15 protein-coding genes and 1 pseudogene are annotated in these 23,503 nt (G+C 41.4%); 9 read left to right on the top strand and 7 right to left on the bottom strand.

From position 1 onward, the window contains the following. Nucleotides 1-564 precede the first annotated feature (564 nt). On the bottom strand, nt 565-1,887 hold the full coding sequence (locus V7L07_RS21690) for a hypothetical protein (RefSeq protein ID WP_335060959.1): 1,323 nt from the start codon (nt 1,885-1,887) through the stop codon (nt 565-567). Nucleotides 1,888-2,221: 334 nt separating this feature from the next. On the opposite strand from V7L07_RS21690, the gene V7L07_RS21695 reads away from it, so the two are divergent. From V7L07_RS21695 to V7L07_RS21705, 3 genes are all read left to right on the top strand, one after another. After that, nucleotides 2,222-2,947, top strand: coding sequence for a carbonic anhydrase (locus V7L07_RS21695; RefSeq protein WP_335060960.1), 726 nt, complete (start codon nt 2,222-2,224; stop codon nt 2,945-2,947). Nucleotides 2,948-3,341: 394 nt separating this feature from the next. Continuing rightward, a complete protein-coding gene (locus V7L07_RS21700; RefSeq protein ID WP_335060961.1) occupies nt 3,342-4,100 on the top strand; it encodes a TVP38/TMEM64 family protein in 759 nt (252 codons plus the stop codon). After that, the gene (locus V7L07_RS21705) at nt 4,069-4,845 is read left to right on the top strand and encodes a TVP38/TMEM64 family protein (RefSeq protein ID WP_335060962.1); all 777 of its coding nucleotides are present in this window, start codon (nt 4,069-4,071) and stop codon (nt 4,843-4,845) included. Before V7L07_RS21700 ends, V7L07_RS21705 begins: the two co-directional genes overlap by 32 nt. A 529-nt stretch (nt 4,846-5,374) precedes the next feature. Here V7L07_RS21705 and V7L07_RS21710 read toward each other — a convergent pair. Next, nucleotides 5,375-6,583: pseudogene (locus V7L07_RS21710) on the bottom strand (group II intron reverse transcriptase); the annotation flags it as partial. Between the two features lie 406 nt (nt 6,584-6,989). Here V7L07_RS21710 and V7L07_RS21715 point away from each other — a divergent pair. After that, nucleotides 6,990-7,853 (top strand): phthiocerol/phthiodiolone dimycocerosyl transferase family protein, encoded by an 864-nt coding sequence (locus V7L07_RS21715; protein WP_335060963.1) that lies wholly within the window; start codon nt 6,990-6,992, stop codon nt 7,851-7,853. Between the two features lie 382 nt (nt 7,854-8,235). Beyond that, a complete protein-coding gene (locus tag V7L07_RS21720) occupies nt 8,236-9,786 on the top strand; it encodes a mercuric reductase (RefSeq protein ID WP_335060964.1) in 1,551 nt (516 codons plus the stop codon). Between the two features lie 138 nt (nt 9,787-9,924). Here the strand turns inward: V7L07_RS21720 and V7L07_RS21725 are convergent, their stop codons facing one another. The 3 genes from V7L07_RS21725 to V7L07_RS21735 form a co-directional block, all read right to left on the bottom strand. After that, on the bottom strand, nt 9,925-13,899 hold the full coding sequence (locus V7L07_RS21725; protein ID WP_335060965.1) for a PA14 domain-containing protein: 3,975 nt from the start codon (nt 13,897-13,899) through the stop codon (nt 9,925-9,927). Between the two features lie 1,691 nt (nt 13,900-15,590). Beyond that, nucleotides 15,591-15,848, bottom strand: coding sequence for a hypothetical protein (locus V7L07_RS21730; protein WP_335060966.1), 258 nt, complete (start codon nt 15,846-15,848; stop codon nt 15,591-15,593). A gap of 225 nt (nt 15,849-16,073) precedes the next feature. Then, the gene (locus V7L07_RS21735; protein WP_335060967.1) at nt 16,074-16,946 is read right to left on the bottom strand and encodes an SDR family oxidoreductase; all 873 of its coding nucleotides are present in this window, start codon (nt 16,944-16,946) and stop codon (nt 16,074-16,076) included. A 523-nt stretch (nt 16,947-17,469) separates the two neighbouring features. Between V7L07_RS21735 and V7L07_RS21740 the strand changes: the two genes are divergently transcribed. After that, nucleotides 17,470-19,068 (top strand): peptide ligase PGM1-related protein, encoded by a 1,599-nt coding sequence (locus tag V7L07_RS21740; RefSeq protein ID WP_335060968.1) that lies wholly within the window; start codon nt 17,470-17,472, stop codon nt 19,066-19,068. Between the two features lie 245 nt (nt 19,069-19,313). On the opposite strand, the gene V7L07_RS21745 is transcribed toward V7L07_RS21740, so the two are convergent. Beyond that, nucleotides 19,314-19,688 (bottom strand): response regulator, encoded by a 375-nt coding sequence (locus V7L07_RS21745; protein ID WP_335060969.1) that lies wholly within the window; start codon nt 19,686-19,688, stop codon nt 19,314-19,316. Between the two features lie 283 nt (nt 19,689-19,971). After that, on the bottom strand, nt 19,972-21,510 hold the full coding sequence (locus V7L07_RS21750) for a hybrid sensor histidine kinase/response regulator (RefSeq protein ID WP_335060970.1): 1,539 nt from the start codon (nt 21,508-21,510) through the stop codon (nt 19,972-19,974). Between the two features lie 207 nt (nt 21,511-21,717). On the opposite strand from V7L07_RS21750, the gene V7L07_RS21755 reads away from it, so the two are divergent. The 3 genes from V7L07_RS21755 (at nt 21,718) to V7L07_RS21765 (ending at nt 23,349) form a co-directional block, all read left to right on the top strand. Next, the gene (locus tag V7L07_RS21755; RefSeq protein WP_335060971.1) at nt 21,718-22,170 is read left to right on the top strand and encodes a cupin domain-containing protein; all 453 of its coding nucleotides are present in this window, start codon (nt 21,718-21,720) and stop codon (nt 22,168-22,170) included. Between the two features lie 22 nt (nt 22,171-22,192). Next, nucleotides 22,193-22,750 carry a hypothetical protein gene (locus tag V7L07_RS21760; RefSeq protein ID WP_335060972.1) on the top strand — a complete coding sequence of 186 codons (558 nt, stop codon included), beginning with the start codon at nt 22,193-22,195 and terminating at the stop codon, nt 22,748-22,750. Between the two features lie 116 nt (nt 22,751-22,866). Continuing rightward, entirely contained in the window at nt 22,867-23,349 is a 483-nt protein-coding gene (locus tag V7L07_RS21765) for a hypothetical protein (RefSeq protein ID WP_335060973.1), read from the top strand. The last annotated feature ends 154 nt before the right edge of the window (nt 23,350-23,503 follow it).

Below are 23,503 nucleotides of genomic sequence, written 5' to 3' on the forward strand. Positions count from 1 at the left end.
CGCCTACGCTATTCTATAACTAATATAAATCCTGCCACTGCCGCGACCGTCGTTTTCGATGCTCAAAGAATTCTCCCCAATAATCCTTGCGTTTCTAATCACATCTACAGCTAGTCAAAAGACAAAACAGGACATTCATTGAGGAAAAATTGACCAAAACGTAAATTACCCTATTTGCCAGAATCCTCATTAGCAATTTGTAATTATGTTGAGCGCTTTTGGCAATTTGGCATCCAAAATTTTTTTGTTGCAGTTTTAATTGATATATCAGCAGGGTTACAGGGAAATTGAGAAAATTCTACAAGGGATTAATTCCCGTCTCAAAAATCCCACCCAATGGCCAGTTGTTGACGCTGACGCTCTCCGAACCACCTTAAGGTGGATGCAGCGCCAAAGTCACCGCTTCACTACAACTGGCTAGAAATCAACCAGAAAACACATAGTACAAATGGACTTATAACATTTCAGGAAATACCTGATATGGATGTAGGGGCCTACAGCCGATTCATTCTGTTGTAAATATTTTTGGCGGAGATATTAACATACCCAGGCGATCGCTACCATTTATTTAATCTGTAATTGTCTTAATTTATTATTTGCTGATAGTAGTAATTCTTGAGCTTTCAAATAGGTTGTTGTGCCATTTTGTACCTTTTCTAATTGATGAATAATACTTTGCAATTGGCTCAATACACGATTGCGCTCTCCATCATGAGCATCCGCAGGAATTGAAGCCAGCAATCTTTCGATCTCTCGTTGCGCTGCCTCCAAAGCCTCCACAGCATCCGCCTCAGCTTGCCGTCTAACCTTAACTTGACCTAAGTTAGCCTCATAAATTGCTAATAACTTCTGTGCCTCGGTATAACCTGCTACATCTTTTGAAGGAATTTCCTTCAACCGTTCAATTGCCTCTATCCACAAATTTTCTATCTGTCGCCATTCAGTAACAGTATGCGGCGGATTTTGACCAGCTTTAGCAGCTTGCCAAGAAAATTGTCGCGCTGCGGTGATTAAGGCACTGATGCGATCGTTCCCCGCTGCCAATCCAACAACTTCCTGAAACTCACGCTTATAATTATCTAGTTGATTTTGTACAGTTTTTCCTGCCAGAGTTTGACCAGGAATCTGCTCAAATTGATTCAGGGCTGTTTGCCAAGCAGCTATTGCAGTCTGTTTATCAATTGCTGTTGTCGCCCGTTCATATTGCTGTTTTGCATTCAAGAAGGTCTGCATATTATCGGTAAGCAACGACTGAGCATTCTTTTCTTGAAAAACCTGAGCTTCTAGCTGCCCAACTTTACTCCGAAATGCATTAAAACTGTAGATGCTGAATCGCGAGTCATACCACCAATATCTATATTGTGACCAATCGTTGACAAAGGAAGTTGGTAACTGATCTAAATGTTTTTGTGTTTCTTGTAGCTTCTGTTCTCCCAAAGCCAAATCAGCAGGACTAGTAGCTTTTTCAATCAATTGTTCAGCTTGCTCAACTGATACCAACGCCTGCCGATAGTGATTATCCATGCTGATGTAGCTGGGTAGCAACAAAAAAGGTGCATGGAGCATCACCGGACGACGAATCACTGGGTAAGGTTGGTTCGCCACCCAAATTACAACACTGGGAATGCCTATAAGTATTGCTATCCAAATAAGTCTATTACCTATACCCCGCTTGGCTTTACGATGTAGTTGCTGAGGGGGTATTTTGAGAACCCGCCTCTCTAACTCTATTTCATGCTCTAATTCAGCAAGGTTTTTAGGGGTTGATGATGTCGCAGGTTGCTTTTGCACTAAAGGTTGTGAACTGGGAGCAGAGGGAACTATCCCAGAGCTATTTGGAGCATTTTTACGTAGTAAATTCCAGTTTATTTTGTTTAAAAAAGCCATATCTATAGCCAGTACTCTATTAAGTATTCCCAAAAAGACAGGAAATACAAACAATAGAGGGTTTTAACTTTTGACAGAAATTATACTTTTTCGTTACTAGAAGATGATGTATTAGAAAAATCATCCTACTTCTGGCTAACCGTGGCTTTCAATTTGACAAATAATATGGAATTTAGTTGACGCATATAACAGTCAATATGTACAGTATATAGGTTTTAAAATCTGCTCTAATGTGAAGATTAAATGACTCTTAAATCGTGTAAGAAGGTACTCTTACATCTTGCTTAAGTCTGATATCTTCTTGGGAACAGTTTTGTTGTTGTCAGGTAGATTGATGAGTCGAATTAATGGATTTTTAGGGCGGCGTGATTTCTTAAAATTCGCCAGTGTGGTAGGTATTGCAGCTACTAGTTTTAGTGATAGCTTTTGGAATTCAGAGCAAACTGCTGTTGCTGATATTCACCCAGTTAATCCTAATCAAATCAGTCCAGATGAAGCCGTCAGACGCTTGCTGGATGGTAATCAAAGATTTATTCAGCAAAAACGTCAATATCCCGATCAATCACTAGAACATCTACGATTAGTTGCTAAAGCTCAGTATCCCTTTGCTGCCATATTGGGCTGTGCAGATTCTAGAGTACCTGCGGAAATCGTCTTCGATCAAGGACTTGGAGATTTATTTGTCGTGCGAGTTGCTGGTAATGTCGTCAGTGACACGGTGATCGGTAGTCTGGAATATTCTACAGCAGTATTGGGTTCGCAGTTGATTGTGGTTTTGGGTCATCGAAGATGCGGTGCAGTAGCAGAAGCAATCAAAAACGAACCACTTCCTGGCAGAATTGGTTTAATTATTGAGGGCATCAAACCATCTGTAGAAAGGGTAAAGTTCAGCACAGGTGATAATAATATGCAGGATGTGGTTATAGCCAATATTCAGTATCAAACTGAAAAATTGCAAGAAAGTTCAACTATTTTAGCTAAATTTATCCGTGAAGGTAAGCTAAAAATTGTTGGTGCTTGTTACGATATTGACACTGGTAAAGTCAACATTATTACTTGAATATTTTACCCCCTTTTAGGAGTTTAATAATTTTATAAAAAAATCTTAGTATAAAATATTTTTATTGATAATCTTGGAAATCAATTAAATTCATTACTTAATTTATAAAAGCACTTAAGATCAAACCCTTTTAAACTTGTTTTTAGACAGAGTCTATTGATGACAATTTAGATGAATATTGAAAGAACAATCAAGTAGGAAAATAAACAATTTTAAATTGGCTTTTAATCAATATTTAGTCTGATATTTAACAATCCCTAAATGGGATAATTAGCTGTATGTAATGACAGCTAATTAATTTTTCAATATTCTCTAATCTATTTCTCATTTAAGTAGTATATCTTAGTAACATTAGGTTTGAGGTGTTGATATTCTGAACATAAAACTTGTAAAAATGAGAAAGCATATACTAAAATCCAAACTCAAACTACTACTCCTTAGTTGCCTCATTGTCACTCTAATAATTGCTGCCAAACAGTTAAACTTTCAGGGGCTTTTACAGATATTAGTTCTTTGGGTTAACAGTCTTGGTGTTTTTGGGCCTATTGCCTACATAGTCATTTACAACTTAGCAACATTACTGTTTATACCAGGTTCGCTTCTAACTCTCAAAGCTGGTTGTCTGTTTGGAGTATTTTGGGGATCAGTATATGTGCTAATTGCTGCAATAATTGGAGCAACTTTGGCTTTTATTATTGGACGCTACCTTTCGCGGGATTGGGTTTCTCGACAAATGGACAAACATCCTAAATTTAAAGCGATTGATTTGGCAGTTGCGAAAGAAGGATGGAAAATTGTTTTGCTAACTCGTCTCTCACCCGTCTTTCCCTTCAATTTATTAAATTATGCTTTTGGAGTAACACAGGTTTCTCTCAAAGACTATATATTAGGTTCCTTCGGCATTATTCCCGGCACTGTAATGTATGTTTATATTGGTTCTTTAGCTGGTAATCTTGCCATGATTGACACCTCGCATCAAGCAATTGCTCCAGAAACTCAAGTTTGGCAATGGATAATGCGAGTGGTTGGGTTGATTGCTACCATTGCGGTAACTGTGTATATCACAAAAGTTGCTCAGAAAGAATTAGTTCAAAGTGTGGCAATAGAAGAAATAACAATTCATGAAAAAACTAACAATCATTCAGATATCTAAAAGTATTGATGTCAGAAAATTGCAGAATTTTTTTAGCTTCAGTGTATTAATATTACTGATATTGGCGACCACTTTTTCGTTAAACACAGACCCAGCTTTGGCACAAGAATCTGCAAATCTAAATTCTTTCAATCCTCAAGCAATTTTAAAAGATGCTTTGCACTGGATTGATAGCCTGGGTGCGGTGGGAGCCATAGCTTTTATTGGACTTTATGTTATTTCTACCGTTGCTTTTTTCCCTGGTTCTATTCTCACCTTGGGGGCTGGTGTAATTTTTGGTGTAGTTTGGGGTTCTCTCTACGTATTTATTGGTGCAACCCTTGGCGCTACGGCTGCTTTTCTTGTGGGACGTTATTTAGCAAGAAGTTGGGTTGCTCAGAAAATCGCAGATAACAAAAACTTTGCTGCCATTGACCAAGCGGTTAGTAAAGAAGGATTAAAAATTGTCCTGTTAACGCGACTCTCCCCCATATTTCCTTTCAATTTGCTCAATTATGCCTTTGGCATCACGGGAGTTTCACTTCAAGATTACTTCATCGGCTCTCTAGGCATGATTCCTGGAACCATCATGTACGTTTATATTGGTTCCCTTGCAGGTAATCTTGCCATGATTGGTACTGAAGCTCAACCTAGCAACCCGACTTTACAATGGGCAATTAGGATTTTAGGTTTAATTGCCACAGTCACCGTGACGATTTATATTACCCGTATTGCCCGGCAAGCTTTAGAAGATGAGGTTTTATAGCTTCTATCCTTTGAACTCTGTCACAAATTGAGGTTTGCAGATAAAACCCCAGGGCAAACGCATCTAAATTAACGTGAGTGTGGAATCCGAAGATTCGCTATGGATAACAGAGAACTTGGCAACATAGAGAAAGCTATGGAAACCTTAAATCGTGATGCTGGAGGTTTCTCAGTTGTAACAGTTGGTCGCATCAAAGGCCCCCTAAATGCAGAAATGGTCAGACAGGCTCTAGACCTTGTACAGTGTCGTCACCCTCTTCTTAATTCTTGTATTGTTGGTTCCTTAGATAATCTCCGCTTTCAAACTGGAGAGATGCCTTTAATTCCTTTGCGTATTGTAGACAAGTTACACAATCAACAGTGGACTGATGTCGTTTTGGAAGAGCTGAATGAAAAAATTGATAGTAGCAAAGGTTTGCTCAGAGCTGTACTCGTTCTGCCAATGGTTGAGTCGATGGGGAGTATTATCTCCCGCACCTCTCAGTTAAATCTGGGCGTGCGATTTTCACCGCACCCAGCTTCCGATGTTCTTAGCTTTCGCTTTTGCTCATGTGTTTGTAATCGTGGCAACTCTCATGAATTGCTTCAAGATTATTTTTCTTCCAGTTGGTGTGATTTCCATCGATGTGATGCAGGTGAACCCGTTCCTCATCAATGAATTTCAGACCGCAGGAGGCACATCTATGGTTTTGCTTCTTAAGAGCAATAGAGGTTCCGCCGTCGTAGAGCTTGCTTTTGCGTTCGCTCCAGTAGGCTGTATTTCCGTCATAGGGGGATTGTGTTCCTTTAACCATGACGTGTTTATTTTCGGAGTAAGGAACTGCTGGGAATGCCTTGTCTAGTAATTTCTTGCTAGAGTGGCGGTTTTGCTTGGTTTCCTTGTTGAATACCGTGTAAGCTCTTTTTTCAATGTGGTGTAACGAGTTTCTAGACCCGTCCATTTTGCAGAACTTATGGTAATTTCTCCACCCTCTAACTACCGGGGCTAATTTCTCAGCTTTTGTGGTAGCACCATAATTCGAGTTGTTGACGATGTGTTTTACTTTCTTACGGAACGCTTTGAAGTTATCCATTGATGGGATACTTCTGAACTTTCCGTTTTTCTGGACTTTAAAGTGCCATCCGAGGAAATCAAACCCATCTGTCGCGGCGGTAACTTTGGTTTTCTTTTGGCTTACATTCATTCCGCGTTTGCGGAGAAACTCGCTGATTCTTTCAAGTATCTCTGTCGCGTCATCTTCGGGTCGGAGTATAATAACCATGTCATCCGCATATCGGGTTGATGGCTCTCTGATATCCTTGGTTGAGGTTTTATCAGTGATACTGTATCTTTGATTTGCGTGGTATCTGTGTATATTCTCAATCCCGATGAGTGCAATATTTGCTAGTAATGGGCTGACCACTCCCCCTTGTGGGGTTCCCTGTTCGGGGAATTCTGGGTTGACTCCTGATTTTAAGCATCGGAAGATTCCGAGTTTTAAGCCTTTGGGGGCAATGAGTTCATCCATTATTGCTGAGTGGTTAATCCTGTCGAAGCATTTTTCGATATCGAGTTCGATAACTCGTTTTTCTATTCCATTGGCTTTGGAGCGAAGGTTGTTAAAGATGTACATTTGTGCATCGTGGGCAGAGCGCCCAGTTCTGAACCCGTAGCTCCGTGCGTGGAAAGTGGCTTCGTGTGCTGGTTCTAGTGCATATTTTGCAAGGCATTGCCAAGCTCTATCCGCTATGGTTGGTACCAGTTAGGTCAGGGATTTTGCGTTGCGCCCTGCCCCACGATAAGTCGCTTTTCTAGGCTCTGTTTCATCATAGGAACTCCCTGTTAGCGCCAGTGTCAACCCGCAACGGTCGTCTGATTGCGCCCTGTTCCCAGCTTCACTCTACAAGAACCGAGCTTGTTCGGTGTGGGCAGGTAAGGAGTCAATTCTGAGTCTGAATGGCAAGGCTTTCACTCGCATCTGACCGAGAGTTCAGCCTTTAATGACAGTAATCTGCTGTCGGGCTGGATTAGTTATTTACGGACTGATTACCGTGATTCACTAATCAACGAATCGCACGAATGAATCATGTGTAAACTATCTAATCCTAACAGTGCATCACGCTATATCAGATGGGTTGTCATGCCTTCAACTGTACTCAGAAATATTGACATATTTCCAGAGTTTTGGTTCTAATCAGCCAATAACTCAAGTTATTAGCTTGCCCACACTTCCACCCGTCGAAGAGCTATTGCCTAAATCGACAAATGGGTTGAGGAAAGAAACCCTGTGTCACCAACTAGAACCTTTAAATGTTGAAACCTTGGGTTTTGAGAAGTGTGTTTCGATGGAGTTACGACGTTGTGGTTTTATCCACAGACAGCTAGACGCCAAGTTAACTCAGCAGCTTATAAATACTTGCAGGCATGAGAAGACAACACTGCAAGGTGCTTTTTGTGCAGCGATGCTATTTGCAGTGGTGAGAAAAATCAGTGCAGGTCAGACTAATGAGGTGCGCGTGAGCTGCCGAACGGCTGTTAATTTACGCCAACGTCTAAAACCAGTTGTTAGCAATGAGAACATGATAGTGCTGACTTCATCTCTGATATCATTTCACACCCTACAAATAAATGCATCATTCTGGGAATTAGCACGGGATATAAAACAACGGCTTGACGCTGGTTTAGAGCAGGGCGACGTGTTCAGCAGAGTATTGACGTTCAGTCATAATGTCGAGTCACTTCTCAGACGACCTGATGAAGTATTGGCGACGATATCTGTCAGCAACGTGGGTCGAGTAAACATCCCCAGAGTTTACGGTTCACTCGAAATAGAAGAAATCAGCTTCATACCATCGCTCGCTGCTTATGGAGGTGTTTTCTGTGCAACTGTCACAACTTTTCAGGGAAAAATATTTTGGAATTTTCCGTTTTCTGAACCGGCAATCAGTCTCCATACGATGGAGAACCTTGTAAACAGCACAGTATCTTGTATTATTGACGCTTGCCAGGGATTTTCTCAGCCAGGGTAAGCCGCATAAATTAATTAAATTTGTTGATTTCTTAATATTTTTTTGACAAAACTCTGTGTCCCCACCGTTCAGACTTCTCTGTGCGTTGACTCAGCGCCCCTTCCCTGCGGGAAGGCGTACCACTTACCTACGGCACGCTGCGCGTAGCTTGCTTCTCTGTAAGAGTACGTGGAAGTAAGCTACGCGTAGCGTCTCCAAGAGTTGCGCCTATGCGTTTGAAAACTTCCTGCTATTTCAGCAAAGTAGATTATTTGTCAATTCTCAAACCGATAAAACAGTGCAAAGATGTAATTCTTATTAAACAATCATTCAAAAGAAAGAACACCAGTCTCCAAATTTATGTTGACTTTAGTATTTTCAATTCTTAAAAGAGGTTTCGCCAATGACCAATTCTGAATTCGAGAGAGTCACAGTTCGCCCAGTAGATGAGTATAATCAAAAGTTGCTGTCTTACGTCCATCCGCCAAATTGGGTTAATCCTCAACCCGCCGATGTTTACGATTTGGTAGTAATTGGTGCTGGTACGGCGGGATTAGTGGTGGCGGCGGGTGCAGCAGGTCTGGATTTGGGTTTAAAAGTAGCGTTGATTGAAAAGCATCTTATGGGTGGGGATTGCTTAAATGTTGGTTGCGTACCATCTAAAACTATTATTCGCTCTGCTCGCGTCGTTGGCGAAATATTGAATGCCAAAGATTTAGGAGTTAATATTCCCCAACATAATATTGATGTTGATTTTTCCAAAGTTATGGCCAGGATGCGACGGGTAAGAGCTGATATCAGCCATAATGACTCGGCGGAGCGGTTTCAAAACTTGGGTGTCGATGTCTTTTTGGGTAGCGGTCGATTTGCAAGTAAAAATACCGTGGAAGTTGGCGACAAAACCCTCAAGTTTAAAAAAGCTGTAATTGCTACTGGCGCAAGAGCTGCACAACTCTCGATTCCAGGAATTGAACAGGCGGGTTATCTGACCAATGAGACGGTTTTTTCCCTAATTCAACGGCCGGAACATTTGGCGGTGATTGGTGGCGGCCCCATTGGTTGCGAATTGGCGCAAGCTTTTCGGCGTTTGGGTTGTGAGGTGGTGCTTTTCCATAGTGGTTCTCATCTTTTGAATAAAGAAGACGCTGAGGCTGCTAAAATTCTCCAAAAGGTTTTGATTAGCGAAGGAATTCAGGTAGTACTGAATTCCAAGTTGGAAGAAGTGGTAACTGTCACTGAGGGAAAACGGCTTTACTTTTCTAGCAATGGTCATCGAGATTCGGTGACTGTCGATGAAATTTTAGTCGGTGCGGGGCGATCGCCAAATGTCGAAAATCTAAATTTAGAAGCTGTGGGTGTAGAATACGACAAGCACCAAGGCGTGAAGGTAAATGATTACCTCCAGACGACCAATCCCAAAATTTATGCAGCTGGCGATATCTGCATGAACTGGAAGTTTACGCATGCTGCTGATGCTGCGGCGCGGATTGTAATTAAAAATACCCTGTTTTCTCCCTTTGGCTTGGGACGCTCGAAACTCAGTAGTCTGGTGATGCCTTGGGTAACTTATACTGACCCAGAAATTGCCCATGTAGGGTTGTATGAACACGAGGCGCAGAAATTGGGTATTGAGGTGACAACAATTCAGATACCTTTTAGTAGTGTAGACCGAGCGATCGCAGATGATCAAGAGTCAGGATTTCTCAAAATCCACCATAAAAAGGGTTCTGATGAAATTATTGGTGCAACTATTGTTGCCAGTCACGCAGGTGAGATGATTTCAGAGGTGACTACGGCAATTGTAAATAAAATCGGTTTGAGTAAATTAAGCAGTGTAATTCATCCTTATCCCACTCAAGCCGAAGCGATTAAAAAAGCAGCTGACGCTTATCGTCGAACACTGCTGACATCAAATACCAAAAAATTGTTGGGATTTTTGACAAAGTTATCTTAAGTAAAATCAGTGAACAGTTATGCGACTGTTCACTGATACAGCAGTTTTCAACTAGATGAGGCATAAAGTACAGGATTCAAAATCAGGTATAAAAAGCTTACTTTCTACCTCCTGCCTTATGCCTCCTTCAGGTCATCACTAAACAGGTCGGAAGCGATTAATCTGGCCTCCGGTCAAGTTTGCGTAGTACAAATTGCCATCGGGCCCAGTGGTTATTTGTGTAGGCAGTCCTAGATTAGGTCTGTCTGTTTGGGAAGCAAATCGCTTAACTGAGACAACTTTACCCTGACTATCTAAGATTAAAGCATCGATAGTTCCTTGACTGAAATCACCAACGAATAAAGCACCTTGATAGATTGAAGGGAAAGTACTACCTGTGTAAAAATCACCCACGAGGATTGAATTAGAAGCAAAATGCTTGTAAGTGTACAGTGGTGCTGTTACAGGTGTGCCACTATTGTAGAAGGTTTGCGCGGCAGCTAAACTAGCGTAAGCTGGTTGTTTCAGGTTGACGATATTGCCATTTGCATCCAATCCACCTTCATAGAATGGCCAGCCAAAGTTAGCTCCTGGTCTGCCGACATTTACCTCTTCGTAAGTAGCGAAGCCAACATCACCAATGTAGGGGGTATTGGTTCTTTTATCAATTGTGAAACGGAAGGGGTTACGCAGACCTAAGTCATAAACTTTGGATATATTGCTATTGGGATCGCCGTTGTAGAAAGGATTAGTTGCTAAACCTTGACCAGTAATCGCGTCAATCCGCAGGATCTTACCAGACAAATTATTCTTATCCTGGACGCGAATTGCTCGGGGGTCTATCCCATTGTAGGAAGTACCATCTCCTAAGCTAACAAACAGAGAACCATCAGTACCAAAGCGAATAGAACCAACTGAGTGAGATTCACTGTCATTGGCTATAAAATTCTGGACATTTTGGACTTTATCAAGATTATTGAGATAATCCTGCAAGCTAGTAAAGGGCCTACCAGTAACTCTGTTGATAATTCCTGATGGTGCATAGCCAAGTGAGACATCTGTGCTATTTCCATCTGGATGGCTGATATTCGCCCAAGTGCCATTTGTACCTAGTAGCACAACTTCGCTGCCAGCGATCGCAGTAGTGTAACCAGTGTTGGGATCGGCTGTAAAACGACTCAGCCGTGCAGTACGATTTCCATTTTGGTCAGGATCGTCTAATGTGGTATTGCGATTGTTATTAGGATTGTTTGGATTGGTTTCTGGTGGATCGTAGGTATACAACAGATAAACATAGTTGTTGCCGTTGGGAGTTCGACCAAAACCTGGATTGACGGCAATGCCTAAGAGACCGCGATCGCGCGTATTATTTACCTGTGCAGAAATATTGATAAATGGTGTTGCTAATAAAGTGCCGTTTTTCACAACCCGCACTGTCCCATCTTTCTGGGCAACGAACAGGGTATTGCCGTCAGGTGACCAGTCAAAAGCTGTAGGTTGATTCAAACCAGAAGCTACTGTATCTAGAGCAAAGTTACCAGAGTCATTATCAATAATAGTGATAGTTGACTGTGTATTAGTTAGCTGCACTCCAACTGCATTACTGTATCTCAAAGAAAATGTTTCATTTGATTCGCCAATGTTGTCATCAATAATGGGGATGACAATGGTCTTGGTAGTTTGTCCGACTGCAAAACTTAAGGTTCCAGATACAGCCCGATAGTCAGTTCCAACTTTAGCAGTCCCATCTACGGTTGTGTAGTCTACACTAGCGACCCCCGTAGCGTTACCTCGTGTAGCTGTCACCGTAACAGAACCGTCACCCTCATTAACTACTGGCTGAGAGAAGTCGATACTAGAGCGATCGTTGTCTTGAATGGTAATTCCGATAGTTCTTTGAACTCCTAGTGTTGCCCCCACTGCTTGATCGATGACAAAACTAAAGGTTTCATCGGGTTCTGGTAACGAATCGTCAATAATCGGAATAGACACCTGTACACTGCTTTGTCCCGGCGCAAAAATAACCGTCCCAGCGCTTTCCACGCCTTCACTTCCGTAGTCAACTCCTGCTGTGGCAGTACCAGCTATAGTTGCATACTTGATTGAAGATGTGCCACTTAAATCACCAGTCCTAAGTAGAGTTACAGTAACACTACCACTACCTTCATTCACAGTCGCAGAAGGTGATCCTAATGTGATAGCGGTTTGAATAGCTGCTGAATACAGTTGAGACTGAGGAATAATTTGCTTGGCTTGAGAGGCGCTTGACCAAGCAAGTTGGGAAACGGCGTCGTACTGATTGTCGTAGTATTCGAGTCTAATATCGTACTTTTGACCTGCAACCAGTGCAATTGAGCCACTAGATTCTGTAGCTGATTGATCGACAAACTGATTGATGAGTTGTACACCATTCACCCACAACCGCACACCATCATCAGCGGTGGTGTAGAAATTGTAAGTTTCGCTGTACTCGGCTTGCACCTGACCTGTCCAACGCACTGAGAAGGTATCAGCGCCAACAGTGGGTGCTGGAGAAGCTTCACCCCAGTTAAAGTTTACCGTTGCATCTGTGCGAGTTTGCTTCAGGTTGGTGAAGTCGATGTTGTCGTAGTACTGTCCTTGGAGTCCATTGCCGTTACCTATTACAGGAGATGGAGGTGTGTTGGTATTACTATACAGTTGAGACTGAGGAATAATTTGCTTGGTCTGAGAGGCGCTTGACCAAGCAAGTTGGGAAACGGCGTCGTACTGATTGTCGTAGTATTCGAGTCTAATATCGTACTTTTGACCTGCAACCAGTGCAATTGAGCCACTAGATTCTGTAGCTGATTGATCGACAAACTGATTGATGAGTTGTACACCATTCACCCACAACCGCACACCATCATCAGCGGTGGTGTAGAAATTGTAAGTTTCGCTGTACTCGGCTTGCACCTGACCTGTCCAACGCACTGAGAAGGTATCAGCGCCAACAGTGGGTGCTGGAGAAGCTTCACCCCAGTTAAAGTTTACCGTTGCATCTGTGCGGGTTTGCTTCAGATTCGTGAAGTCGATATTGTCGTAGTACTGTCCTTGGAGTCCGTTGCCGTTACCAATTACAGGAGATGGAGGTGTAGGAGGTGTGTTGGTATTACTATACAGTTGAGACTGAGGAATAATTTGCTTGGTCTGAGAGGTGCTTGACCAAGCCAGTTGGGAAACAGCTTCGTATTGATTGTCGTAGTATTCGAGTTTAATATCGTACTTCTGACCTGCAACCAGTGCAATTGAGCCACTATATTCTGTGGCTGGTTGATCGACAAACTGATTGATGATTTGTTGACCATTCACCCACAACCGCACACCATCATCAGCCGTGGTGTAAAAATTGTAAGTTTCGCTATACTCGGCTTGCACCTGACCTGTCCAACGCACTGAGAAGGTATCTGCACCCACGGAGGGATCTGGAGAACCATCACCCCAGTTAAAGTTTACCGTTGTATCTGTGCGGGTTTGCTTCAGGTTGGTGAAGTCGATGTTGTCGTAGTACTGTCCTTGGAGTCCGTTGCCGTTACCAATTACAGGAGATGCAAGCGCAAGTGTATTAGTATTACTGGCATTACTATACAGTTGAGACTGAGGAATAATTTCTTTGGTCTGAGAGGTGCTTGACCAAGCCAGTTGGGAAACAGCTTCGTATTGATTGTCGTAGTATTCGAGTTTAATATCGTACTTCTGACCTGCAACCAGTGCAATTGAGCCACTATATTCTGTGGCTGGTTGATCGACAAACTGATTGATGATTTGTTGACCATTCACCCACAACCGCACACCATCATCAGCCGTGGTGTAAAAATTGTAAGTTTCGCTATACTCGGCTTGCACCTGACCTGTCCAACGCACTGAGAAGGTATCTGCACCCACGGAAGGATCTGGAGAACCATCACCCCAGTTAAAGTTTACCGTTGCATCTGTGCGGGTTTGCTTCAGGTTGGTGAAGTCGATGTTGTCGTAGTACTGTCCTGTCAGCCCATTTCCCTGAGATAGCACGCTGGCGCTAGCCTGAGAGACAGGACTGCTGATAGCCAATGGGTCTGTTGTATTAGTAAGTGTTGGAATTACAGGTGTTGATAGCAGTTGATTGTTTGCACTCATTGAGATATATGCCTCAAAATAGTTCTAAAACTAATGCCATAATCAATAATTTGGGATTAGTTTTATGTTTAATGTTTTTAACAAAAAATGCGTGATGAGTATAGCCTAAGTATGTTTATGAGCAAATCATTGTCTGCCTATTAACATTTGTGTGGATACTATTTCACTCAATTTCTGATACAAATTATTTCTCATATATATTCTCCTGTGTTAATTTGATTTACTAATTTGCTGTTTATTTGTATCAACATTAAAATAAAATAGTATGACAGCATGACGCGAAAACATACTTCCCTATATCTTCTCTGGAAGCAGAGATATAGTAAGAAGATGTAGAAAACCGCGTATAACAAGAAATACTCAAGATTAGCTGAAGGGCTTATTAGTCCTTACTAATCCTTGTTTTCTTTTGATAAACTTTCTGAGTTTTGGTGAATTTAATCAAAAATTATAAATCACCATTCTCTAGAACTTTTAATCTCAATGATGTGCAGGTGCATAAAATTTGAGATAAAGCAAAACTTGATCGCGATAGATAAATACTTAAGTAGTCTAAAGTAACAGTATTACATATTTACTTTTAAGTATTGTTCTTGGATTAATCAACTACACATTTGACACTAGAACTCGGTGTTATGTCTATCTTCTTTGTGGAATTTTGTTTAAATATTCACATTGATATGTCCTTTTTTAAAGGAATATCAAAGTTTTGATGATCTTTAAGTGAAAATTACCAACTACAGGATGATCCCATACTTTTCATCCAGATGGTTATTAATTATATGAAAATTGCATAAAGAAAATTTGTAATATTTAAAGATTTAAAAAAGGTATTATTTATATATGCTTCATCTTGACTGTCAATTCCTCTCTTGGTTACAACAAACAGCAAAGATATATAGCAATCCGATTAGACATCTCCGGAAAAGATGATTTAGAGACCACAAATTTGCACGCAGACCTAACCCCCCTTCCTCCCTTCCCTACAAGGGAAGTGGGGTTTTAAAGCCTCTCACCGAAACGGAGAGAGGTTTGGAGAGGGGTCTTTTTTCTTTTCTGGAGATGTCTATTTGATTTCTGAATCACTCGTAGAGGTAAGGGACTGGGAAGAAGGAATAAAGGTGTACTGAGTTTTGAACGAAATTAGGTACTGTAGTGGCGCGTCAAGGTTAAAATTTTGCCCCAAAATTGTAGGTTGGGGAGCCACTGCGTTCATTAGTATCAAATTAAGCTGAAACCCTTTTCAAATCTCGTTTCCAGCTGGAGGCTGGAAATACAACTCAAAAGCGGCTCTGCCGCGAGTCTTGAGGCGGAGCCTCAAAGACAAGCATTCCCAGTCTCCGACTGGGAACGAGGCAATCTAAAAGCTAGTTATAGACTTGCTTTCACGTTAAGTTGACACTAATACACTGCGTTGCGCGGGTTAAGAGAGTTGTAGCAAGTGGCGTTGGAGGCTTTGCCAAAGCCAATATCCTGATATCTGTAGGGTTGTGCTTCGCTCCACCCAATCTACGTCTATTGCTGATGTTGGGTTTCACTACGTTCCACTTAATTGAATTTTGAATTGATTCATGGTGGGCTGTACTGAGTGCGATCGCTACTCTCTGGGCTTATTTTCTGCAAGGATGATTAGAAGTAGCGATCGCACCCTCTTCACTAATGACCGGTGACCAATGACCAATGACTAACTTTTACAATTCTGATTCCGTCTCTGGAGCAATAATTTCGCCAGTACCTAATTCTAATATCAAGTCCTGTTCAGTAATCAATCCACTGAGTTCTTTGACTTGCAAATTCATGTCTTCACAAGCTTGTCTGAGTTCTTGTGCAAATTTGTTGAGGTCTTGACCATAGCCACATTGATATGCAGCAGTTTCAATTCCTTGCTTGGCATTTGCTCTAGCACAATCTACTAATTCTGTGCCATGCAGTGGTGTAAGAGATGCCATATACGTAGTTATTATTTCTGAAATGTACGCTGTTAGATAGATTATCAAGATTTCAACCTTGACTCATCCCTCTAATGGGAGAAAAGGAGGGTAGAATTAAGAGCGAATAAGTAAAAATTTATGACTTCAAATTCTAGTAGTTTTAATTTTTTGATTTCAAATTTTGGATTAAAAGAAAAATCCAAAATCCAAAATCCAAAATTAAATAATTCCTAGCTATTCTACCTACCCATTGATAACTTCTCCACCATTAACATGTAGCACTTGTCCAGAGATATAAGAAGCATCGTCAGAGGCTAAAAATACGTAGCTAGGAGCAACTTCTTCTGGTTGTCCGGCTCGTTGCATTGGTACTTGTTTTCCAAAAGTCTCAACTTTCTCTTCAGGAAAAGTTGAGGGAATTAAAGGTGTCCAAATTGGCCCTGGCGCGACAGCATTAACGCGAATTCCTTTTGACACTAAATTTTGTGATAGGGAACGAGTAAAGGCAACGATCGCACCTTTTGTAGAGGAGTAATCTAAGAGATGTGGGCTACCTTTGTAAGCTGTTACCGATGTGGTATTGATAATAGAACTGCCCGTTTGTAAATACTTGAGTGCAGCTTTAGTCATGAAAAACATCGAGAATATATTAGTGCGGAAAGTTCGCTCTAGTTGTTCTTCGGTGATTTCTTCAATACTTTCTTTCGGATGTTGTTCGGCGGCATTGTTGACAAGAATATCGAGTTTGCCAAACTCACCAACTGTTTGCTGTATGGCTTGCTGACAAAAAGTTTCATCGCCAATATCACCTGCAATAGTAACTGCGCGACGCCCTTGCTGTTCTACCAAATGTTTGGTTTCTTTGGCATCGTCATGTTCGTTGAGATAAAAGATCGCCACATCTGCGCCTTCTTTAGCAAATGCGATCGCAACAGCACGACCAATACCACTATCTCCACCCGTAATCAATGCTACTTTATCTTGTAACTTACCACTACCCCGATACTGAGCATCATCTGCTTTGGGTTTTGGTGTCATTTCTGATTCAATACCCGGTGCTTCTTGTTGCTGTGGCGGTTGCAATTTTTTTCCTTTTTGTTCTTTTGATTTAGCCATAGTTTTTGTCTTGGTAATTGAATATTGAATTGGTCACTGTTAATGGAGCATTCTCTCCCATTCACCATTTAAAAACTAAACATTGGATCGAAAATTAAACCCAAGGTTTAGTTTTTGCTTTGACTCTCACTAGCCATTTGGAATTTTAGACATTTATATCCTGGATGTTTGACAAACTTACTTATTTTTCTAGTAATTGGATGCAGCTTATATGACAATTGAAAATAAGTATACGACTCTGATTTAATGAAACAGATGAGTTTTTCATCTGCATTCAAGTTAACCATTATGTTGCTGTAATTTATCGCTCTCTAGAGGTAAAGTAAGCTGCAATTAGCTCAACCTTAAGACTGAAAATAAATTAAATAAGTGGCTGTTCTGCGGGTTGCTAGAGTTTGATTTATCCTTGCAGACTTCCTAAAATTTATTGCAAAATTAACTGAATCTTGACACGGCAACTCTACATCTTCCAAAAGCTTGCGTGGTGCGCTACATTGAGATCATTAGAGGGCAGGGATGATTTATGGCAACACTAAATATTTCCGAGTTAGAACAGGTTGAAAAGTTCCGCCACTTACAATTAACCCTGCGCGATCGCTGGAAAACTAGCGAACTATTTGATAATAGTGAAGCAGATATTTTAATTATTCCCTCTCTGAGTCTCGACCAGCACGAACTCCGAAAGATCGAAGGCTGCGAGCATTATGAAGAAAGATTACTATTTTCCTTAATTCGATTGCGAAATCCCCGAACTCGGCTGATTTACATAACATCAGTACCGTTGCATCCGAGTATCATTGATTATTATCTGCAACTGTTGCCAGGAATTCCCTTTTCTCATGCTCGCAATCGCTTACTGTTACTTTCTACTTACGATTCTTCCCTTAAGCCTCTTAGTCAAAAGATTTTAGAACGTCCCCGTTTGCTAGAGCGGATTCATCAATCTTTGAGGCTAGACAAATCATTCATGATCTGCTACAACTCTTCGCAGTGGGAAGGCGAATTGTCTTTAAAATTAGGTGTACCACTGTATGCTGCTGCACCAGATTTACAGATTTGGGGGACAAAAAGTGGTAGTCGGCAAATCTTCGCCCAAAGTGGAGTACCACATCCAGATGGCAGCGAAAAAGTTTGGAACCACACGAGTTTGACAAAGGCTACTGTTGATTTGTGGGAACGACAACCGACATTACAACGGGTAGTGGTAAAACTCAATGAAGGTATTTCTGGAGAGGGAAATGCCTTGCTGGATCTTAGGCCGATTGAGAATTTAGCACCAGGAAAAGCTACTCATGCTGAAAGGATAGCAGCAATTAGCGATCGCTTCTCAACAATGCGCTTTCAAGCAAAACAAGAGACTTGGGATAATTTTTCGGGGAGAATCCCGGAATTAGGGGCAATTTCTGAAGCATTTGTGGAGGGAAAAATTAAGCGATCGCCCAGCGTCCAAGGACGGATCACACCCACAGGTGAAGTAGAAATCCTTTCAACCCACGACCAAATTCTTGGAGGCCCAGATGGTCAGATTTATCTTGGTTGTCGCTTTCCCGCTGATGAAAGATATCGATTGCAATTACAGCAATTGGGACTACAAGTTGGCAGAAAGTTAGCAGAGAAAGGCACTTTAGAGCGATTTGGCGTAGATTTTATCGCTGTTGACAAAGGTAATGGAGATTGGGATATTCAGGCGATCGAAATTAACCTGCGTAAAGGCGGTACAACTCATCCATTTATGACCCTGAAATTATTAACGAACGGCCGCTATGACCTTTCCACAGGTTTATTTTATAGTCAGCAAGGTCGTCCTAAATACTACATTGCCACTGACAACCTGCAAAAAGAACGCTATCAGGGATTATTACCCAATGATTTAATGGATATCATTGCTCACCACAGACTGCACTTTGACAGCGGTACAGAAACGGGCACAGTGTTTCATCTTATGGGTTGCCTTTCGCAGTTTGGCAAGTTGGGATTAACCAGCATCGGCGATTCCCCGCAACAAGCACAAGACATCTATAACAAAGTTATCAAAGTTCTGGATGAAGAAACCCGCAGTGACAATCATGATTTTTCCGCTTTTTCTGATTATTCCTTTCCTGTGGTTTGGGATGAATTGTAGTTAAGGATTGGGGACTGGGGATTGGGGATTGGGGGCAACGCGAAAAAGTGAGATCATTGTGAAAAGAGCTTTCTTAGGCAGGGGGAGCAGCGGGAGTGAAGAGACAAGTTTTGTATTTTGTACTACCGCAATAGCCCGGAATACACTTATTTGTTTGTCTCCCCCTGTCTCCCCTGCTCCCCCTGATCACAAAATCCCGTTGCTCCCAGTCCCTAGTCCCCAGTCCCCAGTCCCCCTAGTTTGGATCAGCCCCAGCCCAATGCTTCACTGATTTGCGCTGCTAGCTTCAAGGGACGGAAAGGTTTAGCAAAGACAGCAGCTACATCTAAACCATGAAAGCTTTCTCGATCGGACTCTTGGACTTTGGCAGTTAGTAAAATTACTGGAATTGACTTAGTGACGGGGTTAGCCTTGAGTTGTTGCAGGGTGGTACGCCCATCCATATCAGGCATCATCATATCTAGTAAAATAACATCAAGTTTAGAATTGGCAGCTATATTCAACGCTTCCCGACCAGAACAAGCAGTCAACACATTCCAACCAGCACCCATTTCTAATCCCAATTTTGCGATCGCCTGCACATCTTCTTCATCATCAACAATCAAGATATTTCTGCTCATATTTTCACTCTTGCATGATATGTGATGCTGATTAGCTTGATTAGTCTTCAGCTATTCTAGAATGCAATCGGGCAGAAGTAGGGGAAAATTAAGCAATTTAAAATTTAAAAACCTTGCTGTGGAAATCCTGTGATAATTGAGATTGTGTAAATTCAAAGCTGTTAAGTAGGTAGGCGGGAATAAACCAAACTATGTTACGAAACGTAAATATGGCTTAAACTCTTACTAATGACCAATGACCAATGATGACCCCCACCATTTAACTTTGTTTACGCCCACCTACTTATTTAGAAACTGGTAAAGGTAACAGCACATAAAAGGTGCTACCTTTGCCTAAAATACTTTGAACCCAGATTTTACCATCATGTTGCTGTACAATATCTCGGCAAATAGCAAGTCCTAAACCTGTTCCTCCTTTGTTGCGGGAGTCGGATGCATCCACCTGCTGAAAGCGCTCGAAGATTATTTGCAATTTATCTTCAGGAATTCCTCGCCCTTCATCTTGGACAGTAATTAACAGGAAGTTGGGTGATGAAGGCTGATTTTCTTTAGACTCAACGCCTTTGGATTCTGAAAGAGTGGCACTTATCCACACGGTATCACCTGGCTTAGAAAACTTAATCGCATTGCTCAGTAAATTGGTGAGAGTTTGCAAGAGGCGATCTGGATCTGCCCAAAGTTCGACGGCTACAGGATTTACAATCAGTCTGACTTGTAATTTATCTGCCATTGCTTGCATTGCTTCCGTTGCCATAATTAGCAAGTCTGCGGCATTGTACTTTGTCTTCCGCGTGAAGATTTTACCCGATTTCATTCGCTCTAAATCGAGAATATCATTTACTAAACGAATTAGGCGTTCAGTATTAGTTGTGGCAATACTCAGGACTTTTTGTCCCTGTTCAGTCAAAGTTCCTAGTTGTCCTGAACCCAATAAATCTAATGCTCCCATTGTGGAAGTTAAAGGTGTACGCAATTCATGACTGACTAAAGAAATAAATTCGTTTTCTAAGCGTTTGCGTTCGGTGATATCATTGGCAATTAATAAAGCACACAGCACACCAGCTAAGTCAATCAATTCCAGAGATATCAGTATGGTTTTGAGTTCTCCAGACTTAGTAGAAAATTCAAATTCTAGATTGTACAGCGATCCAGTTTCCGGCAAAAGTTGAATTGTTTGGGCAATTGCAACTGTGTTTTTACCCAAATTAAGTTCAGCAGCAGTATCACCAATCACTTCTTCTATACAGTAGCCGCTCATCTTCAAGAAACTGGGATTGACATCAATAAAACGAGCTTCTGCAACAGTAGCGATCGCGATTGGATTGGGACTAGAGCGAAAAACTTTAGCAAACTTCTCTTCTGCTTTGGCACGATCCCAAATTTCCTGCTGTAACCGCTCATTTTGGGCTTGGAGTTGTTTTTGCAGCTTCCAAATCGTCAAGTGATTTTCAATTCGTGCTAAAACTTCTTCCAGTTGAAAAGGCTTGGTGATATAGTCCACCCCACCAACTGCAAAGGCTTTCACCTTATCTAGCACATCACCCAAAGCGCTGATAAAAATTACCGGAATTTCACGGGTGCGATCGTTTGCCTTCAAGTGTTCACAGACTTCATAGCCATTCATCTCAGGCATATTCACATCCAGCAAAATCAAATCGGGAGGAACTGCATTTGCTCCCCGTAACCCCGTAGAACCTTTAGTTACACTCCTAACTTTATATCCCTGTTCTGTCAGCATGGCAGATAGGAGGTTCAGATTTTCTGGGGTGTCATCAATCACCAGTATGTCTGCTTTCGGAAAGTTGAGTGACTCTTGAGGCATGGCAATATCAACTTTAACCAGAATAGGCTACTAATTTCTTTCTAGAGATTTTAACCTTAGTTCAATGTCATAATAATCATTTACACAAAAATACTAACTACCTATTTCTCTCCCCTAGTTTTCCCCTATTAATTTCTAATCTTAAAAGTATCAAATCAAGTTTGTCGCTCACACTTACCAAATTACATAAGAAGGAGTAACTGAATTATGCAAAGTTCAACCATCCGCAAAGCAACTATTCTTGCACCAGGAGAAGGTAATCAATTCTCAGTTCTTGGCTCACAGTTCACAACAAAAGTAACTGGAGAAGAGACAAATCAAGCTTGGACAATTTATGAAATTACAGATACAGAAGAAAATGGGCCGCCACTACATACCCACCCTTGGGAAGAAGCATTTTATGTTCTAGAAGGAAAGCTAGATATCCAAGTTGGTACAGAAACAATTGTGGCATCACCAGGCTTTTTCGTTAACATTCCCCATAATGCACCACACGCCTTCAAGATTCGTTCTGCTACTGCTAAATTTCTGGTTTTAATTTCACCTAAGGGGGCGAAAACCTTTTATGAAGAAATGGGTCAAGTCGCAAATAGTCCATTACTAAACATGGAAAAATTACAGCCTGTTTTAAATAAATATGGATTGCAGTTTATTGCGTAAAATCTATTTCTACAGAAGTCCTATGTACTCAACAAACAAGCAACTCTATTCCATACCAAAAGCTGCTCGCCTTTTCGCTACTAGTTTCCTGAGTTTAAGTCTCACGGCTAGCCTTGTTTTTTACCCAAGCGCAAGTCAGGCAGGCAAAAACGACACTGGAGTGCCTGCTGAACTCCAAGGCGAGTGGCGGTACGGTCGAATCTCGTCTGTCCAATACCAAGACAGTTACACAGGGCAATCAGCAGCCCCTAATGGCTCTAGCGATCAATTCCAACTCGCATCTAATGGTAACTACAAGCGAAATCGGCTAATTCAGATTAACACCTATAACTGCGCGTCTTACCTCTTCATAGAGGAAAAAGGCAAAGTGAAAGTTGAATCTCAACGCCTTACCTTCCAGCCCACTGACAGCACATCTAAGGGGCAAATCTGCAATACTGGGCGTACTTACTCTAGCCGTAATACAGCAAAAGCTGAGACTTACCAATGGTCAATTGAGAAGAACGATTACGGACAGCAAGTTTTGGTACTTGAAACCGCCGATGGCAAAGGTCGAGGTCATTACGGACGACCTCAATGAGCATTCAAGTTGTATAAAACTCAATACGCTTAGATTTAGAATTTTTCTCTCCTCTGCTTCCCCTAGTTTTCCCCGATTGTTTCCTAATTTATAAAATATCGAACTGAGGTTATTCCATGATTCACCATATTTCAATTGCTGTTAAAAACCCTAACCACGTTGCCCAAGTTCTGGCAGAAGTCTTAAAGGCGCAAGCTGTTCCTTTTCCTCCTAACCCAGGAAGCTATATGGTTATACCTTTTGATGAATACGGTACAGCCATTGAACTTTATCCTTTAGGTTCTCAAATCGAACCTGGTGAAGGTGATGAAGAATGCGTATTTGTGCATACTGCTATTACTACCAGGTATACTGATATTCATGCAGCTATCTCTGTATCTATTAGTCAGAAAGAAATTGAACAAATTGGTACTCGTGAAGGTTGGCGTGTAGTGCGCTGTAACCGCGATTCATTCTTTGATGTGATTGAGTTCTGGGTAGAAAACAGATTAATGATTGAGTTGCTAACACCAGAAATGGCGTCTCAATATTTAAATTTTGCCACCCAGCAAGAAAGCCTCAAATATTTCTTGACAGAACCAGCTTTAGCAACTACTTGATAAATGCAAGAATCCTATTTGATTTTTGAAAAAACTCTGGTGAGCATCTAGTTTTGGAAGATAAGCTGTTCCACATTTCAATTGCATAAATGGTAAACTAGATATATCCGTGCATTCAGCATTATTATGCCTGCCAAAGGGTTTCTAGCTCAAT

It is taken from the genome of Nostoc sp., from assembly GCF_036916985.1.
In the GTDB taxonomy this organism is placed as follows: domain Bacteria; phylum Cyanobacteriota; class Cyanobacteriia; order Cyanobacteriales; family Nostocaceae; genus Nostoc.

Excerpts from the sequence above, each read along its gene's own strand:
- V7L07_RS21735 (WP_335060967.1), bottom strand. The coding sequence starts at position 16,946 with ATGGCTAAATCAAAAGAACAAAAAGGAAAAAAATTGCAACCGCCACAG.
- V7L07_RS21765 (WP_335060973.1), top strand. The coding sequence starts at position 22,867 with ATGATTCACCATATTTCAATTGCTGTTAAAAACCCTAACCACGTTGCC.
- V7L07_RS21695 (WP_335060960.1), top strand. The coding sequence starts at position 2,222 with ATGAGTCGAATTAATGGATTTTTAGGGCGGCGTGATTTCTTAAAATTC.
- V7L07_RS21745 (WP_335060969.1), bottom strand. The coding sequence starts at position 19,688 with ATGAGCAGAAATATCTTGATTGTTGATGATGAAGAAGATGTGCAGGCG.
- V7L07_RS21720 (WP_335060964.1), top strand. The coding sequence starts at position 8,236 with ATGACCAATTCTGAATTCGAGAGAGTCACAGTTCGCCCAGTAGATGAG.
- V7L07_RS21740 (WP_335060968.1), top strand. The coding sequence starts at position 17,470 with ATGGCAACACTAAATATTTCCGAGTTAGAACAGGTTGAAAAGTTCCGC.
- V7L07_RS21760 (WP_335060972.1), top strand. The coding sequence starts at position 22,193 with ATGTACTCAACAAACAAGCAACTCTATTCCATACCAAAAGCTGCTCGC.
- V7L07_RS21690 (WP_335060959.1), bottom strand. The coding sequence starts at position 1,887 with ATGGCTTTTTTAAACAAAATAAACTGGAATTTACTACGTAAAAATGCT.
- V7L07_RS21725 (WP_335060965.1), bottom strand. The coding sequence starts at position 13,899 with ATGAGTGCAAACAATCAACTGCTATCAACACCTGTAATTCCAACACTT.
- V7L07_RS21705 (WP_335060962.1), top strand. The coding sequence starts at position 4,069 with ATGAAAAAACTAACAATCATTCAGATATCTAAAAGTATTGATGTCAGA.
- V7L07_RS21730 (WP_335060966.1), bottom strand. The coding sequence starts at position 15,848 with ATGGCATCTCTTACACCACTGCATGGCACAGAATTAGTAGATTGTGCT.
- V7L07_RS21750 (WP_335060970.1), bottom strand. The coding sequence starts at position 21,510 with ATGCCTCAAGAGTCACTCAACTTTCCGAAAGCAGACATACTGGTGATT.
- V7L07_RS21700 (WP_335060961.1), top strand. The coding sequence starts at position 3,342 with ATGAGAAAGCATATACTAAAATCCAAACTCAAACTACTACTCCTTAGT.
- V7L07_RS21755 (WP_335060971.1), top strand. The coding sequence starts at position 21,718 with ATGCAAAGTTCAACCATCCGCAAAGCAACTATTCTTGCACCAGGAGAA.